14 protein-coding genes and 2 pseudogenes are annotated in these 15,225 nt (G+C 43.1%); 10 read left to right on the top strand and 6 right to left on the bottom strand.

Annotation, left to right across the window (positions count from 1 at the left end; all coding sequences use genetic code 11):
- Positions 1-220 precede the first annotated feature (220 nt).
- The 7 genes from BpJC4_RS05010 (at position 221) to BpJC4_RS05040 (ending at position 7,880) form a co-directional block, all read left to right on the top strand.
- Positions 221-1,477, top strand: coding sequence for an MFS transporter (locus BpJC4_RS05010; RefSeq protein ID WP_151681735.1), 1,257 nt, complete (start codon positions 221-223; stop codon positions 1,475-1,477).
- Between the two features lie 312 nt (positions 1,478-1,789).
- Positions 1,790-2,611, top strand: coding sequence for a pyruvate, water dikinase regulatory protein (locus tag BpJC4_RS05015; protein ID WP_151681736.1), 822 nt, complete (start codon positions 1,790-1,792; stop codon positions 2,609-2,611).
- A complete protein-coding gene (gene ppdK, locus BpJC4_RS05020; protein WP_151681737.1) occupies positions 2,608-5,283 on the top strand; it encodes a pyruvate, phosphate dikinase in 2,676 nt (891 codons plus the stop codon). Before BpJC4_RS05015 ends, ppdK begins: the two co-directional genes overlap by 4 nt.
- Positions 5,284-5,570: 287 nt before the next feature.
- Positions 5,571-5,690, top strand: a complete 120-nt coding sequence (locus BpJC4_RS05025) for a DUF4023 family protein (protein ID WP_151681738.1) — start codon at positions 5,571-5,573, stop codon at positions 5,688-5,690.
- Between the two features lie 482 nt (positions 5,691-6,172).
- Complete coding sequence (locus tag BpJC4_RS05030; protein WP_151697601.1) at positions 6,173-6,442, top strand: winged helix-turn-helix domain-containing protein; 270 nt, start codon at positions 6,173-6,175, stop codon at positions 6,440-6,442.
- On the top strand, positions 6,442-7,509 hold the full coding sequence (locus BpJC4_RS05035; RefSeq protein ID WP_151697602.1) for an MFS transporter: 1,068 nt from the start codon (positions 6,442-6,444) through the stop codon (positions 7,507-7,509). The genes BpJC4_RS05030 and BpJC4_RS05035 overlap by 1 nt, the downstream gene beginning before the upstream one ends.
- On the top strand, positions 7,455-7,880 hold the full coding sequence (locus tag BpJC4_RS05040; protein WP_151681453.1) for a hypothetical protein: 426 nt from the start codon (positions 7,455-7,457) through the stop codon (positions 7,878-7,880). Before BpJC4_RS05035 ends, BpJC4_RS05040 begins: the two co-directional genes overlap by 55 nt.
- Positions 7,881-7,893: 13 nt before the next feature.
- Here the strand turns inward: BpJC4_RS05040 and BpJC4_RS16070 are convergent, their stop codons facing one another.
- The 5 genes and pseudogenes from BpJC4_RS16070 to pdxR form a co-directional block, all read right to left on the bottom strand.
- Entirely contained in the window at positions 7,894-8,040 is a 147-nt protein-coding gene (locus BpJC4_RS16070; protein WP_172967494.1) for a hypothetical protein, read from the bottom strand.
- Between the two features lie 382 nt (positions 8,041-8,422).
- On the bottom strand, positions 8,423-8,806 hold the full coding sequence (locus BpJC4_RS16920; RefSeq protein WP_308689650.1) for a hypothetical protein: 384 nt from the start codon (positions 8,804-8,806) through the stop codon (positions 8,423-8,425).
- 12 nt (positions 8,807-8,818) lie between these two features.
- Entirely contained in the window at positions 8,819-9,109 is a 291-nt protein-coding gene (locus BpJC4_RS16925) for a class I SAM-dependent methyltransferase (protein ID WP_308689651.1), read from the bottom strand.
- 103 nt (positions 9,110-9,212) lie between these two features.
- Positions 9,213-9,868: pseudogene (locus BpJC4_RS05050) on the bottom strand (FMN-binding negative transcriptional regulator).
- 22 nt (positions 9,869-9,890) lie between these two features.
- Entirely contained in the window at positions 9,891-11,297 is a 1,407-nt protein-coding gene (gene pdxR / locus BpJC4_RS05055) for a MocR-like pyridoxine biosynthesis transcription factor PdxR (RefSeq protein ID WP_151681454.1), read from the bottom strand.
- A gap of 112 nt (positions 11,298-11,409) precedes the next feature.
- Between pdxR and BpJC4_RS05060 the strand changes: the two genes are divergently transcribed.
- From BpJC4_RS05060 to BpJC4_RS05070, 3 genes are all read left to right on the top strand, one after another.
- Complete coding sequence (locus BpJC4_RS05060; protein ID WP_151681455.1) at positions 11,410-11,862, top strand: GNAT family N-acetyltransferase; 453 nt, start codon at positions 11,410-11,412, stop codon at positions 11,860-11,862.
- Positions 11,863-11,875: 13 nt separating this feature from the next.
- On the top strand, positions 11,876-12,514 hold the full coding sequence (locus BpJC4_RS05065) for a LysE family translocator (RefSeq protein WP_151681456.1): 639 nt from the start codon (positions 11,876-11,878) through the stop codon (positions 12,512-12,514).
- A 410-nt stretch (positions 12,515-12,924) separates the two neighbouring features.
- Positions 12,925-14,178: a hypothetical protein gene (locus tag BpJC4_RS05070; RefSeq protein WP_151681457.1), complete on the top strand. Its 1,254-nt coding sequence runs from the start codon at positions 12,925-12,927 to the stop codon at positions 14,176-14,178.
- 279 nt (positions 14,179-14,457) lie between these two features.
- Here BpJC4_RS05070 and lepB read toward each other — a convergent pair.
- Positions 14,458-14,963: pseudogene (gene lepB / locus BpJC4_RS05075) on the bottom strand (signal peptidase I).
- Positions 14,964-15,225: the final 262 nt, after the last annotated feature.

A 15,225-nucleotide genomic window follows, 5' to 3' on the forward strand; every position in this document is an offset into this window, starting at 1 on the left:
TTAATAAGGGTTTTTTTGCTTATTCCATTATTGACGATAATGAAATCATTTAGGCTACAGGCCAATACTCGTTTTCATGTAGTGGTGTTTACTTAGACATGAAGTTGTTTGGGACAGGCTCTTTTTTACAGGCGGAAAAATTTGTCTGGTTACCGGTTTCCCGCGAAAAAATCGATTATAATAGAGAAGACTATATTGAATAGAGTTGAGGTTGAGTCGAGTGAACAGACAGAAAAGCAAATACAGATGGGCAGTTTTCGCCGTGGTGCTTTTTTCTTACATGGTCATTGTCAGCCAGCGGACAGCGCCGGGGTTGATCCCGGATAAGCTGATGAGCGAGTTCCACATTACAGCATCCGTCATCGGTTTGTTGACGGGCGTGCAGTTTTTAGCTTATGCCGGCCTGCAAATTCCAATCGGGATTCTATCCGATCGTTTTGGACCCAACGTTTTTTTAATCACAGGGACATTATTCAGCGGGATCGGCACGTTTTTATACAGCATTGCGCCGAATGAAGCCGTTTTGCTCATATCCCGCCTGCTTACTGGGATGGGCGATGCGACGATTTGGGTCAATCTTGTCCTGATTTTAAGCCAGTGGTTTTATGCTAATGAGTTTGTCGGCCTTGTCGGATATGCCGGCATGACTGGAAGCGTCGGCTCTTTGCTGGCAACGGTTCCATTAACGGCATGGATATCGCTTGCGGGGTGGCGGCCTCCGTTTTTTGTGACCGGCATTATCCTGATCTTAAGCGCAGTGATGCTTTATGTTGTGCTGATTCAGCGGCCGAAAAAATGGGCTGAGCCGAAGAAGGCTTCTTCAAACGATAAGCATGAAAAAATGCTTTCGGTTTTGCGCCGTGTGCTTGCGAGCAGGCAGGCATGGGCTACTTTTTTATGCCACTTTGGAATTGTCGGCACATATGTCGGGTTTATCGGGTCATGGGCAGTGCCATACGGGATGCATGTATTCGATATGACGCGGTCCGGCGCCAGCCAGTTGGTCATGACTGGGCTAATCGGGGCGATCATTGGCGCTCCGCTCACCGGATGGATTGCCGGCAGGATCGGCTCAAGGAAAAAGCCGTACCTCATCATTCAATTATTCATATTTTTGGCATGGTCCGTTTTCTTTTTATGCAATGGCAAACCGCCTTTGTTTCTTGTCGTTCTTTTGTTTTTTGTTATTGGTTACGGAAACGGGGCAAGCGCGCTTACTTTTGCGGTGGTCCGCCATTCGTTCGAAGTGAAGGAAGTCGGTTCCGTGTCCGGATTTGCCAATACCGGCGGCTTTTTAAGCGCCGTTCTTTTGCCGAGCTTTTTCGGTAAAGTGCTCGACCATTTCCATTCAGCTGCCGCAGTCACCGGGTACCATTACGGCTTTTTAATCCCGGCTGTATTCTCCTTTTTTGGCGTGATGGGGAGTGCCATGATCCGGGAAATAAAGGAGGTGCCGGAGGAAGAACCGGCGGCATAACCGCACGATTGCTTAACGGAAGCCCAAATGATTTACTCTTCGTTAAGAATCTTTTAAACTATTTATAACTAAATAAAGCCGGCATGCCGTTTCGAAGTTTTTCAGATTTTTATTTATGAAAAAAATTTGCCAAATTAGTACACGGAACCCCTTAATTGTGTTATACTATATTTGCGTTGAGTATAACACAATTTCAGAACCATGCATAAAATAATATCGGGCAATGCGAGAGGGGTAATGGAAAAAACGAATATACATAAAGAGCAACTCATCGGCAATCGTGTCGCCTCAAAAAAAGGGTGTGGACAATACATGGAACAAAAAGAAATCGTGCATATCATTTCGGACTCGGTTGGGGAAACGGCCGAATTTGTCGTCAAAGCCGTTGCGGCCCAATTTAACGGCGGTTATATCGAAATCAGGCGGCATCCCCATGTGGAGGAAGTTGAGGATATCGATCCGGTCATCGAAGCGGCAAAACGGCAGAACGCCATCATCGCTTATACGCTCGTTGTCACATCATTAAAAGATTATTTGGACCGGCGTGCCGATGAAGAGGGGGTTATTGCGGTAGACCTGATGAACCCGCTCATGGAAGCATTTATGAAAAAGTTTCATAAAGAGCCGTACCACCGCCCAAAGTTAATGCGGAAACTGGACGAAGAATATTTTAAAAAAATCGAAGCAATCGAATTTGCGGTCAAATACGATGATGGCCGCGATGCAACCGGGTTGAAAAAGGCGGATATTGTATTGCTTGGCGTTTCCCGGACATCCAAAACGCCGTTGTCCATGTATCTGGCGCACCATAGCTTTAAAGTGGCCAATGTCCCGATTGTACCGGAAATCGATCCGCCAGAAGAATTGTTCACCATACCACGGGAAAAATGCGTCGGCCTGATGATTGCACCTGAAAAACTGAATGAAATCCGAAAAGAACGGATCAGGGCAATGGGATTGAAATCGGATGTCAATTACGCCAGCTACGACAGGATATACGAAGAACTCGCATATGCGGAAAAGATTATGAGAAAAATCAGATGCCCGATTATTGACGTCTCGAACAAAGCGGTGGAAGAAACAGCAAGTCTTATTATTGAAATGTTCAAGAATAGAGAGGAGCTGCTAAAATGACAAAATTCGTATATATGTTTAATGAAGGTAACAGCAACATGCGGGACCTTCTCGGCGGCAAAGGGGCCAACCTCGCGGAAATGACAAATATCGGCTTGCCGGTTCCGTACGGTTTTACGATTACAACACAGGCATGCAATGACTACTATGATAACGGCAAAAAAATTTCTAAAGAAGTAGAATCACAAATCGAAGAAGCGCTCGCAAAACTGGAAGAAAAAACCGGCAAAAAGTTGGGCGATACGGAAAACCCGCTGCTCGTTTCCGTCCGCTCCGGCTCGGTTTTTTCGATGCCGGGCATGATGGATACGGTGTTGAACCTCGGCATGAACGACCAAACGGTGGAAGCGGTCGCAAAATTAACGGATAACCCGCGGTTTGCGTACGATTCTTACCGCCGTTTCATCCAAATGTTCTCTGACGTTGTGCTGCAAATCGATGTGTACTATTTTGAACACTTGCTTGAGCATACGCGCACGCAAAAAGGCTACACAGCGGATCCTGAAATGACAGCCGATGACTGGAAGGAAATGATCGACGGCTACAAAAAAATCGTCAAAAAGCACGCGAAGCAGGATTTTCCGCAAGACCCGAAAACGCAATTGTTTTTGGCGATCAATGCTGTATTTGATTCATGGAACAACCAGCGCGCTATCGTGTACCGCCGCCTGAATAAAATTCCGGACCATTTGGGAACCGCTGTCAATATCCAAAGTATGGTATTCGGGAATATGGGAGACGACTCAGGCACAGGCGTTGCATTTACACGGAACCCGTCCACAGGGGAACGTGTGCTGTACGGTGAATACTTGATCAATGCCCAAGGCGAAGACGTCGTTGCAGGCATCCGCACCCCGCATCCGATCCAGGTACTTGCAAAAGACATGCCGGAAGTATACCGCCAGTTCGTAAAAACGAGCCAGCTTCTCGAAGAACATTACCAGGATATGCAGGACATTGAATTTACGGTTGAACGCGGCAAACTTTTCTTGCTCCAAACCCGGAACGGCAAAAGAACAGCACAGGCTGCGATCCGCATAGCCGTTGAAATGGTGAAAGAAGGTATTCTCGATAAAGAGACAGCGCTTTTACGCGTGGATCCGGACCAGCTCAATCAGCTGCTGCACCGTAGAATCGATGAATCAGCAGAGAAAAAACTTTTGGCAAAAGGGCTGCCGGCTTCACCGGGCGCAGCAACAGGCCAGGTCGTGTTCGATGCTGATGAGGCGGAACAATTGAGCAAAGAAGGCAAAAAAGTCATTTTAGTCCGCCCGGAAACGACACCTGACGATATCCACGGCATTGTCGCATCGCAGGCGGTTGTGACAAGCCGTGGAGGTATGACAAGCCACGCAGCAGTCGTTGCCCGCGGGATGGGGAAAGCTTGCATCTGCGGCTGCGAAGCAATGAAAATCGATCTGAAAGCGAAACAATTCTCGGTCGGCGATACGGTTGTCCGATACGGCGATGTGATCACCATTGATGGTTCGACAGGCGAAGTCATGCTCGGCGAAGTGCCGATGATTGAACCTGAACTTTCCGGTGAATTCAAAACACTGCTCGAATGGGCGGATGAGGCACGCGACCTCGGCGTCCGCGCCAATGCCGATAACCCGGTGGACGCGAAAAAATCGCTCGAATTCGGCGCTGACGGCATCGGGCTTTGCCGCACCGAGCATATGTTTATGGATATTAAACGTGTGCCGATAGTGCAGGAAATGATCCTTGCCGAAACGCTGGAAGAACGCGAAAAAGCTTTAGATAAACTGCTTCCGATGCAGCAGGGCGATTTTGAAGGCATCTTTGAAGAAATGGCCGGCCATCCGGTGACGATCCGCCTTTTGGACCCGCCAATGCATGAATTTTTGCCGGATAAAGAAGAACTGCTCGTTGAAGTAACGAAACTGCAAATCACGGCTCCTGACTCTGAAGAACTGAAGGAAAAAGAATACTTACTGAAAAAAGTCCAGCATCTCGCTGAATTCAACCCGATGCTCGGACACCGCGGCTGTCGCCTTGGCATGATTTTCCCTGAAATTTATGAAATGCAGGTCAAGGCAATCTTCTACGCTACAGCTGCGGTACAACAAAAAGGGATCCAAGTGCAGCCGGAAATCATGATCCCGCTTGTCGGCCATATGAACGAGCTGAAACGGATGCGTAAGTTGGTGAACGATGTCGCAAAACAAGTGATGGAAGAAAAAGGGCTAAGCTTTCATTACACTGTCGGTACGATGATCGAAATTCCGCGCGCGGCCCTCACAGCCGACCAAATTGCCGAGGAAGCCGATTTCTTCTCGTTTGGTACGAACGACCTCACGCAAACGACATTCGGCTTCAGCCGCGACGATGCGGAAGGAAAATTCCTGCAGCAGTACATTGAGCAAAAAGTCCTGCCGGAAAACCCGTTTGCCGTCCTTGACCAGGAAGGCGTCGGCAAGCTGATCGAAACCGGCGTCAATCTTGGCCGCCAAACTAAACCGGGCTTAAAAACCGGCATCTGTGGTGAACACGGCGGCGAAAAAAGCTCGATCGAATTCTGCTACAAAACCGGCTTGAACTATGTCAGCTGCTCGCCGTACCGCGTGCCGCTCGCAAGGCTCGCCGCTGCACAGGCCACCATCCGGAACAAGAAAGAAGACGCGGACAATGTTGCTGTTGCGTCAAAATAACGTTTTGATCAAGCACATGGGATTCGGCATGCCATGTGCTTTTTTGGTGCCAAAAGACAAAAACTGCAATTGGACAGGCAGAAAAGTTTCTGAAGAAGCGGGAAAAGGGGTAAAACGAGCGTCCGGCCAGAAAGAAATGTCTATAAGAGACTCGAGAGAAAAAACTGGAAACAGAAAAGAATTCATGTCTTGAATTCCACATTACAACATATTATCCGGACAAAAATGCATGCCTGCCCCGTGATTGGTTAAAGTAACAATTGGACCAACTGAAAGGAGGCAGAAAGATGGATAATACGCATGAGTATGTGCAGAAGCTGCAGGAACAACAAAAGAAACAGGAGCAAAACAAAAAGCGGCAGGGAAACGGGAGCCCGAGCGAAAAACTGCCGACCAAACAGCATTGACTCAAATGATTTTACATTTAAAATGGCGTGTGAAATTTCACGCGCCATTTTAGGCATTATGTTTACATAATAAAGTTATAGTCAAAACTTGTGCGTGTTTTGAATGATTTTTCAGGCATCACGTTTTATAAAACGGACAAAAATGGTCCTTTTTTATTTTTATTGGTTACCATTACTATTTTTTGTATTTCTTTGTTCATGCAAATTCCCCTTTCAAAGGATATCTAATCATATATTGTTGAAACCGATTTAACTTACTTAAAAAATACACGAGGTGCCTAGCTTTAATACAAGAGTATTTGATTTTTTATAAAAATTTTTAGATTAAATTGACAAAGCAAAAAATTACAAGAAAATTTAATCGATAAAAAATAATTTATCGATAATATTTATTTGGTGGAAGGGGAGTGGCCGTGAAATACGAAATGCTGATCGAAACGCCTGAGCAGTTGCATGCATTGTCCCACCCGTAAAGGCAGCGGATTTTATCGCAGTTGTTATACAAAGAATTAACCAATAAACAAATTGCCGAAGTCTTGGATGAGTCACCGCCGAAAGTTCATTTCCATGTAAGGGAACTGCTCGATGCAGGCATCATCGAACTGACAAAAGAAGTGGTCAATAAATCGATCGTTGAAAAATATTATACAGCTGCAGCTCGCTCTTTCCGACTTTCTCCTGCGCTTAAATTACAAAAGCGGATGAACATTCCCTTTATGAATCTGCGCTGCATGAGACATACAGGAATTTGATGAACAGCATCCACGAATTGATTGGGGTATTACCTGATTTCCAAATTTTACAGGAACAGGCGTGGTTGACGGAAAAAGAAATTGCCCGGAAACACCCCTCGAGTAGCCAAGTCATTTTAGAGGATGCCCGGCAGGAAAAAACAGAAGAGGACAGGAAGTTGTTTACACTTAGCAATTTTTTCATCCATTATCAGGAGATGATGAAAAGGGGAAACATGGAGATGGTGAAGGGTAAGCCAAGCAGCCTTTTCTCCAACAAAAACTTCCCATTATTTTTCTTCGGCCTGTCAAGTTCCGCATTTGGAGACGGATTCCAGCAAATTGCGCTGATTTATTTGATTACCAGCCTTGGCGGAGGCGGAACGGAAATGGCGCTTTCCCAGTTCTTTTTGATGTTTCCGCGCATTGTTGTGCTGCTGTTCGGCGGAGTTGCTGTGGATCAGCTAAGTGCCAAACAAGTGATTTGGGTGTCGGATTTTTTTTGCTTTTTCGTGATGTTCCTGCTGGCCGGGTTATCTTATTCTGCTGCAATATCATTTCCCATCCTGTATACATTGCTCGTTATATCAGGTATTGCGAGCGTTTTCTTTTATCCCACTTTTAACTCAATTGTACCGTCATTGGTGGAGAGGAAATTTTTGGAACGGACGAACGCATGGGTACAGGCCATTTCACAGGCCGCCATTTTTATCGGTCCGCCGCTTGTCGGAGTTGTCGTCAGAAAGCTCGGATTGGAAGCCGGTTTTGCAGTGAATGCCGCATCCTACCTTATAGCAGCTGCAACTGGAATGATGATAAAAATAAAACAACCGGTATTGACTGAGACAAAAAAACCGCATTTTTTATCGGATTTAAAAGAAGGGTTTCACCACGTTTGGACGGAAAAGTGGCCCAGTACAGTTCTCCTTGTTGAATTCATCAGTGGGCTTGCGGTTGTAGGGCCACTGCAGATTGCTTTGCCGCTGTACAGCGAGAAAAATTTGGCGTGTATCCTGAAGAAATGGGGTTTGTCATGGCTGCCTTCGGGATTGGATCGGTACTTGGAATGGTGTTTGTTAACAAAATAGCAATTAAGTTTAAAACAATCAAAAGCTTTTACCTACTGGTCACCATGCAAGGGATAATTTTATGCTTGACCGTCATTCCAAAACTTTGGGCGGTACTGCCGGCTTTAGGCCTTGTCGGTTTTCTAAGCATATTAAGCGTCATTATGATTTCTAAAATAACAGGAATACTTTCTAATAAACAGGCTCGGCAGAACGATGAGCATGGTGTCGCTTTCGTCTTACGGAGCAGTGCCAGTATCTCAGCTGCTGGCAGGCTTGGGATCAGAAATGCTTCCGCTGACACTCGTTTTTATTTTTGCTGCCGGATTATTAAGTTTAAGCTGATTTATCGGATGGCTCGTTTCAAGGAAATACACTTACCCAACATTTAAAAAGGGCAGCCAATCAAATTGCTGATTGGTTGCCCATGTTTTCTTCTTCCCTTAAGCTGCGGGCGATCTCCTTTGCATTAACTTTCGCTTCTTTGACGGATTTCGCCTTAACCGTAATCAATCGCCCGTCGATAATGAAGTTAAAAATTTTATTTCTCATCTGTAATCACCTCTTTTTTATACCCTTTGTATTTTTTTAAATTGTTGAGTGTTGCTTTAAATTGTACCCGTATCTTTTAGGAAACAGTGTGCTTGTTGGAGAATAACACATTATGGAATTACAGCGGCAGATGTTCACCGGGATGTCCGGTGGCAGGCGGGAACTGGAAGAGCAGGGATGCTTACATGTTTATTATTATAACTACACACGCGCCAAAATACAACATATTGAATTGCTATTAATTATATACCTATATATAGAAACAGTCAAACATTATGATGATATTACATCCAGCTAAACTGTACAGATTTAAATATTTCAGCAGAAAATGATGACGTTAAAAAGAATATATCTTATATCTTATCGTATGTTAATCAATTTATTACGGTTTGATTCCATTTACCCGTATCCTTTTATAATCCGCAATCCATTGTCCGTCTTTGAATAAAACGTCTTTCAATTGCTTTTTAGTATTCGAAATCATTTCGTCCTTTGTATGTACAGGGATGCCGTCAAACAGTCGGGGACAAAACATCGTGATCCAGTTTTTCAACCCTTCATCCCCATTCAGGGGTGTAGGCCGGTCAAAGTGCATTGCAAAAGTGACTCGGAATCCGGCTTTTTCCATTAATGTGGCATATTCGCCGATGCTTGGATAAAACCAAGGAAACTGCTCCACCTTAAAATCAAATCCGGCTACTTTGATCTGCTGAATAATCGTATTCGTAATTGTTTCGACATTGCCTTTCCCTCCGAATTCGGTCACAAATCTCCCGCCTCATTTTAAGTAGCGATAAATCCCGTGCAACACCACTTCTGCCTGCTTTATCCAGTGAAGGGCGGCGTTGGAGAAAACCGCCTCAAATTCGTTCTCAAATTTTAACTGTGTTGCATCTTGTATCAAAAACCGGATATGCGGGTATTTGCGGGATGCCTGCTGTATCATATTCTCAGACTTGTCTACACCAATTATCTTCGCACCGGTTTCAAAGATTGTATTGGTTAAATCTCCGGTCCCGCAGCCAAGGTCAAGGATTTTCTCGCCTTGCTGGAGAGCCAAGAGAGCCAATAATTTTCTACCAAGCTGTTTCCGTATCTTGAAACAAAAGCATACCTTGAATCATATAATTTTGCATTCCAATGATCAATGGATTTCATATTCATTCTCCCTTTCATGATTTAGTACATAACTGAATGTTTTCTTCCATTAAGTCTGCGATTTCAACGAAATGATATTTTTTAGCCATTCGTAAACCATTCACAACATTTTGCTGTCTTTCAATAGAATGGTTTTGGTTTAACTTCCATTTTCCCTCGACTTTGTTTATTGTGATTTTCAACATGACAATTCCATTCATCAGGCCATCAATAAATTTGGTGCCGAACGGCGCTGTCCAAGGCTCAGATAATCCAGATTCATATAAGTTGACCATTTGATCCATTAAATGAACCGTCTCTTCCTTGGATTTTACAATTTTAACTGTCCCATATACATGGGCGGCAACATAATTCGAGGTCGGAACCGTATTTCTTCGTGATACCAGGTTGGCGAAATATAAGCGTGCGGGCCTTGAAAAACAACCAAAACTTCTTTACCGTTTAAACTTTTCCAATGGGGATTCGCTTTTGCCATATGTGTGGATAGTTGACCGCTTTCATGAAGAAGAAAAGGCAGGTGCGTTGCCATCGGGCCGATGTCATCCTGCGAAAATAAAATACCAAAGCTATTGTTTTTTATAAAGTTATATAATTTCTCTTTTTCTGTCACTTCAAACGCTTTTGGTATATACATTCCCTTTTCCCCGCTTCCTATTTTATCATTTTGCATGCATATTGTTGAAAAATTATTGTTAAAACCAAGCTCCGCTTAAAATTTTTATTCCGCTTTGGATGTCTTTTTCGCTTAACCCGGCAAATCCGAGCAGGAGCTGTGGGTGCAGCGTTTGGCGCCCATTCATCCAATATTTTGATGTCGGATATACTCTGACGCCAGCATTCCTTGCCTTTTGAATCAAACAATCTTCCGTGTCGTTTTTCTTTACTTCCATAATAACGTGCAGCCCGGAGTTTTCGCCAATCATGCGAACATTGTTTCCCATGTGCTCATGTACAGCCTTGAACAGTACCTCGTGCTTTTTCTGGTAAATATGCCTCATTTTCCTTAAATGTTTCTGCCAGTATCCTTGCCGCATAAATAAGCACAATGTCTTCTGAAGAATTTTAGAGACCGGCTGCTCATATGATTGGAAGTTCTCATTGAACTTATTGATCAACGCTTCAGGTAAAACCATATATGCCACTCTAATCGAGGGTAAAAGCGCTTTAGAAAAGGTACCAAGATAAATGACCCTGCCATTTGGATCAATTCCTTGAAGTGCCGGAATCGGTTTTCCTCTGTAGCGGAACTCGCTGTCATAATCGTCTTCAATGATAAATCCGTCAACACGATTAGCCCACTGAAGCAATTTCATTCGGTTTGCAATCGGCATAATCATTCCCATTGGAAATTGGTGGGAGGGCGTTACATAAACGAACCGGGCACGGCTTTGCTCCAATTCTGCTATTTTCAGTCCGCATTGATCGATGCCAATAGACTTTAATTGAAAACCATGATGGAGAAATACTGCTCTCGCTCCATCATAACCTGGATTTTCAACGGCAATGCCTTTGTCTTTCACTCCAATGATGAAGCAAAGCAGGCTGATCAGCTGCTGAATTCCGCCGCCGATGATGATTTGTTCCGGTGAACAGGAAACGCCTCTTGATTCGTATAGATATTTAGCTATTTCCAGACGCAGCTCCGGCTCACCCTGCCTGTCCCCGTAAGAAAAGATATCTTTTTCAAACAATACCTGGTTGCTTATTTTTTTCCAGTCTGCAAACGGAAAATTGTCAGTGTCAATATTTCCGTGGCGAAAATCGTACCGGATATGATTCGGCAGCGGTTTCTTCAATTCAGGTATGTTTATTGTGCATGCACCATGTTTCGGTACAGTTAATAATTGTCGATCCAAATCAGCAACATAGTATCCGCTTCCGGGTTTACTCTCAATATATCCTTCCGCAGCCAATTGCTGGTATGCTGCATCAACAGTATTTTTGCCGAGTTCAAGATGAGCAGCCAACTTCCGGATTGATGGCAGTTTTGTGCCTTGAGGAATCCTGTCCGCTTCAATTTCATTAAGAATATATTTGTAAAGTTGAATATAAAGCGGTGTTTGATGTTTTGGATCTAAATGAGGTGTGATTTCAAACATGAACGGCACTCCATTCTAACTGTCCCTATAAATAAATAAAAACTGTACCTTTCAGTGGGGATACATTTAATTTAAGATCATTATAACATTTATAAAAAAAGGGGGAGGGAAAATGAGAAATTTTCTGATTAGAAAAGCAACCAAAGAAGATGTACCGCAGTTATGTGCATTAATGCAAACATACATCGTAGATTTTTACAAGCAGCCACAGCCGAAAGAAGATGATCTCATCAGCCTGATTCATGCATTACTGGACCACACTGAGAAAGGTATGCAGTTTGTCGCAGAAAAAGATGGACAATTGATCGGTTTTGCGACTTTGTATTTTACGTTCAGCACACTAAAAGTCAAGGGAGCTGCTATTTTAAATGATCTTTTTGTCGTACAGCACGAAAGAGGACAAAAAGCAGGGGAGCGGCTTTTTCAACAATGCCTGTCATACATTAGGGAGAACGGCTTTGCCAATATGACGTGGGAAACGGCAAAAGATAATCTGGTCGCGCAAAAATTATATGAAAAAATGGGGGCTAAGCAGTCAAAATGGCTTGCCTATGAAATCCATTAAGGGGGTAAAGCGGATGGGTGCACATTTTTTTACCTTTATTTTACTCGGCTTAAGTATTGCATTGCCGGTTGGCGCCGTGACCATTGAAATGGTAAAACAGGGTTTAAAAAACGGCTTTCTGCACGGCTGGTGTGTGGGGCTTGGCGGAATGACAGTTGATTTTATTTTCATCCTGTTGCTGTATTTCGGCTTTGCGCCATTGTTATCCCTATCTGTTGTCCAAACCATCATGTGGTTTGCCGGTTGTGTTTTTTTAGTTTATATTGGTTGTGAAAGTGTTAAAGATGCGGGAAAAGATATAAACCTGGGAAATGAGCAACCAACGAAATCACTAAAATCTTCTTACTTAAACGGTTTTTTCGTTGCCGTTTCTCCCGGAAGCGTTATGTTTTGGATGGGGATATTTGGCACCATCTTATCCAACTCTATGCATGTATACGGCATTTCAGGCTTTTTGTTTGCGTCAGCAGGGATTTTAACCGGGATCACTCTCCACGATATCACGTTAATGGCGGTGATTTCGAAAACGCGGACATTGCTGAATAAAAAAATCATTAAATGGGTTTCCGTTACAGCGGGATGCTTGCTGTTTGGATTCGCAGCCTATTTTATGTTTGAATTTTTTAAAAGTATTTTTAAGATAATGGGATAGGGGAATGGATATGAAACTCGTATTCATATTCGGTTAACAGGCGGTTGGTAAAATGACGATGAGGCAGGAATTGAAAAAATGACGTGATCAAAGTTATTTCACAACCACATGATGATGGATTTGCTTGCGCCTTTGTTTGATTTCAGCCGGGAATATGGAGACTGTCTGATTTGTGATTCGAGGCAAATATTTAAGTTTTTTGCAAAAAGCAACGAATACGGCATGATCTTTTCGTATGTATGGGCATTTGATCACAAAAAGGATTGGCCTACCATATGACCAGGTGTATGGTTTTGGATATAAGTAGTCAGTCACGCCGCTAATAACATAGCCCACTCCCAGGATAGGGCTGGGTACGGCGGGACAATCTATTCATCGGGTTTAATTTTACGTTTGAAAGAGGTGGGGAATTGGATCCAAGGACACAGGAATTTATTGAAATAGCGAAAAAGAAATTCGGCCTGAATAATTATTTTTTGAAAAGATACAGCTTTAGCCGTACTGTAAATATCTTCAATCAGACAGAGTATACATTAAGTATGGAATGGTTGCCGAACCATGCAGATCAATATGATGGTGGTTTTAATCCGGTAGGAACAGCGGCCATTGAGATGGATGTACAGAGCCGAAGATTTAAAAGTGTTATCTTTGTCGGCGGCAAGACTTCTGCTGATAACGGAGTAGTGTTTAAAAGCTCACAAGAAATTATCAAGTGGATTGAAGAAGAGACAGGTATGGTTAATGAAAGCCAGTTTTCTTTAGTAAGGCAGGAAGAAGGGGAGATGGAGTTCAGGAGTTGTTTCAACAGGATCCAAACATCGCCTCCCGGATTTATAGAGGTTCACTATGATATAGAAGGTCGCCTTATATTTTTTTCCGCCAACGGGTATTTTCCGCCTGAAGTGCCAGCAAAAAAAGAAAAATTTTCGATGTCAATCGCAGAAATTGAGCATTTGGCAAAAGAACATGTCAAATTGTACGAAATTCCACTGTACGAGCAGGAACGTTATATTTCCATTTATGGATTGGATGAAGTCTATATTGCGAATGGCCGGTTATCCATCCTTTCGTCTCCGGATGATAAACCAACAGTTGAAGTAAATAAAGTTCTTGAATGGAAAGCCCCTTTAAGGCATCCGTTCAAAAAGAAAATAGTACATTTACTGGAAAAAGTTACGTCTGAACAAGCATTTTCGGCCGAGCCAAGTCCAGATGTTTTACCTATAACAAAGGATCTGCAAGGGAAGTGCATTTCTGCAGTGGTGGACTTCCTGCGCTGCCAGTATCCGGAAGATTCCGGGAAATGGGTGCTGAGAACATTGCGACGTGATAAAGGATACATTCACGCAGAGCTGGGCTTGAAGCAGAGAGTCTGCCGGATACCACAAAGAAAGCTGAAAGTCATAATCGATGCAAAAAGTGTTCAAACTGTAAATGATATAGACAGTTTGACGCTGATGGAAGCGTTTGAGCATTTCCAGGCACCTGGTAAGATCATCATCACAATAGAAGAAGCGTTTGAAAAACTTGTTCCATTTATGACATTGAAGCCTGTTTATGTTTTTGACAATTCAAACCAAACGTATACTTTATGCGGAAAATTGGATTGTGAATATGGCGTGGATGCGGCGACGGGCGAAGTGTTCGCATTGGAAAATTTATAGTGAAAGAGAGTGATCCAAATTCTTTTTGTTTATTTTATCAATTGTGTTGATTGTTGCTGCTGTATGTTGTGATGCGGAGAAGAAAAAAGGCGGGGGATTACAGGGATTAGAAGTGCCTTAACCCTCAACTGCCTGATGCATGTTGCGGTAACAAATCTCGCGGCCTATGTGTTTTATTTCATAGGATTGGCAAGTACGTGCATTACCGTAATTTTGCTGCTGATTTTACGAAATATTTCCAGCCGGAAAAAAGTAAAAAACGGCCGCTTATTTGATGCCTCATATATCCGAAATTGGAAAAAACACCAGCTTGGTTTTTCCGACGATCTCCTGTTTGGGGATTAAGCCAAGGCCGTTTCTGCTGTCTTTGCTGTACAACCTGTTATCTCCCATAACAAAATATTTATTTTCCGGTACAGTGACCAGCCCAAAATTGCAGATTACTGCCTTCTTTATGGGCTGTTTTAAGATTATGTGCCAGATACGGTTCTTTGTGCAATTTGCCATCAATATAGAGTTTATCGTTTTTCACTTGAATGGTTTCCCCGGGGAGACCAATAATTCTCTTTACATAGTTTTCCGTCTTTAATGATCACAATGTCTCCCCGTTGATAATTTTCAGCCGGGTTAAATTTATAGACAAGAATTTTATCATGATTATGCAGTGTCGGTTCCATCGATTCGCCTTCTACCACATAAGGCGCGAAAAGAAAAGCCCTGACGATCACAACCAGCACCACGGCAATCAATAAAGATCTTATCCAGCTTTTTATCTCATTCTTCATTTGACCAGCTCCCATGCATTTTGTCATAGTATTCTATTCTTCTAAAGTAAGGTAAATCCTTTTTCATCGGAATGATAATGTTTCATTACATTATATGTAACATTAATTTATAATAAAAATAATTCAGAATAGATGGAGGTGATAAATATGAAATGAAAGCAGGAATGAATTGTGGAAAACATAGTAAAGTCTTTGGCGATTTATAGAGACGTTCTTGAATTTCATACACGAAAGAAATCAAAAGCGGATATGCGCCTGTTAA

The organism is Weizmannia acidilactici, from assembly GCF_008974185.1.
Lineage (GTDB): Bacteria > Bacillota > Bacilli > Bacillales > Bacillaceae_C > Weizmannia > Weizmannia acidilactici.

What these genes read in the sequence shown, in the direction of transcription:
- BpJC4_RS05015 (WP_151681736.1), top strand. Translation starts at nt 1,790, where the DNA reads ATGGAACAAAAAGAAATCGTGCATATCATTTCGGACTCGGTTGGGGAA.
- ppdK (WP_151681737.1), top strand. Translation starts at nt 2,608, where the DNA reads ATGACAAAATTCGTATATATGTTTAATGAAGGTAACAGCAACATGCGG.
- BpJC4_RS05025 (WP_151681738.1), top strand. Translation starts at nt 5,571, where the DNA reads ATGGATAATACGCATGAGTATGTGCAGAAGCTGCAGGAACAACAAAAG.
- BpJC4_RS05035 (WP_151697602.1), top strand. Translation starts at nt 6,442, where the DNA reads ATGAACAGCATCCACGAATTGATTGGGGTATTACCTGATTTCCAAATT.
- BpJC4_RS05040 (WP_151681453.1), top strand. Translation starts at nt 7,455, where the DNA reads ATGGCTGCCTTCGGGATTGGATCGGTACTTGGAATGGTGTTTGTTAAC.
- BpJC4_RS16070 (WP_172967494.1), bottom strand. Translation starts at nt 8,040, where the DNA reads ATGAGAAATAAAATTTTTAACTTCATTATCGACGGGCGATTGATTACG.
- pdxR (WP_151681454.1), bottom strand. Translation starts at nt 11,297, where the DNA reads ATGTTTGAAATCACACCTCATTTAGATCCAAAACATCAAACACCGCTT.
- BpJC4_RS05060 (WP_151681455.1), top strand. Translation starts at nt 11,410, where the DNA reads ATGAGAAATTTTCTGATTAGAAAAGCAACCAAAGAAGATGTACCGCAG.
- BpJC4_RS05065 (WP_151681456.1), top strand. Translation starts at nt 11,876, where the DNA reads ATGGGTGCACATTTTTTTACCTTTATTTTACTCGGCTTAAGTATTGCA.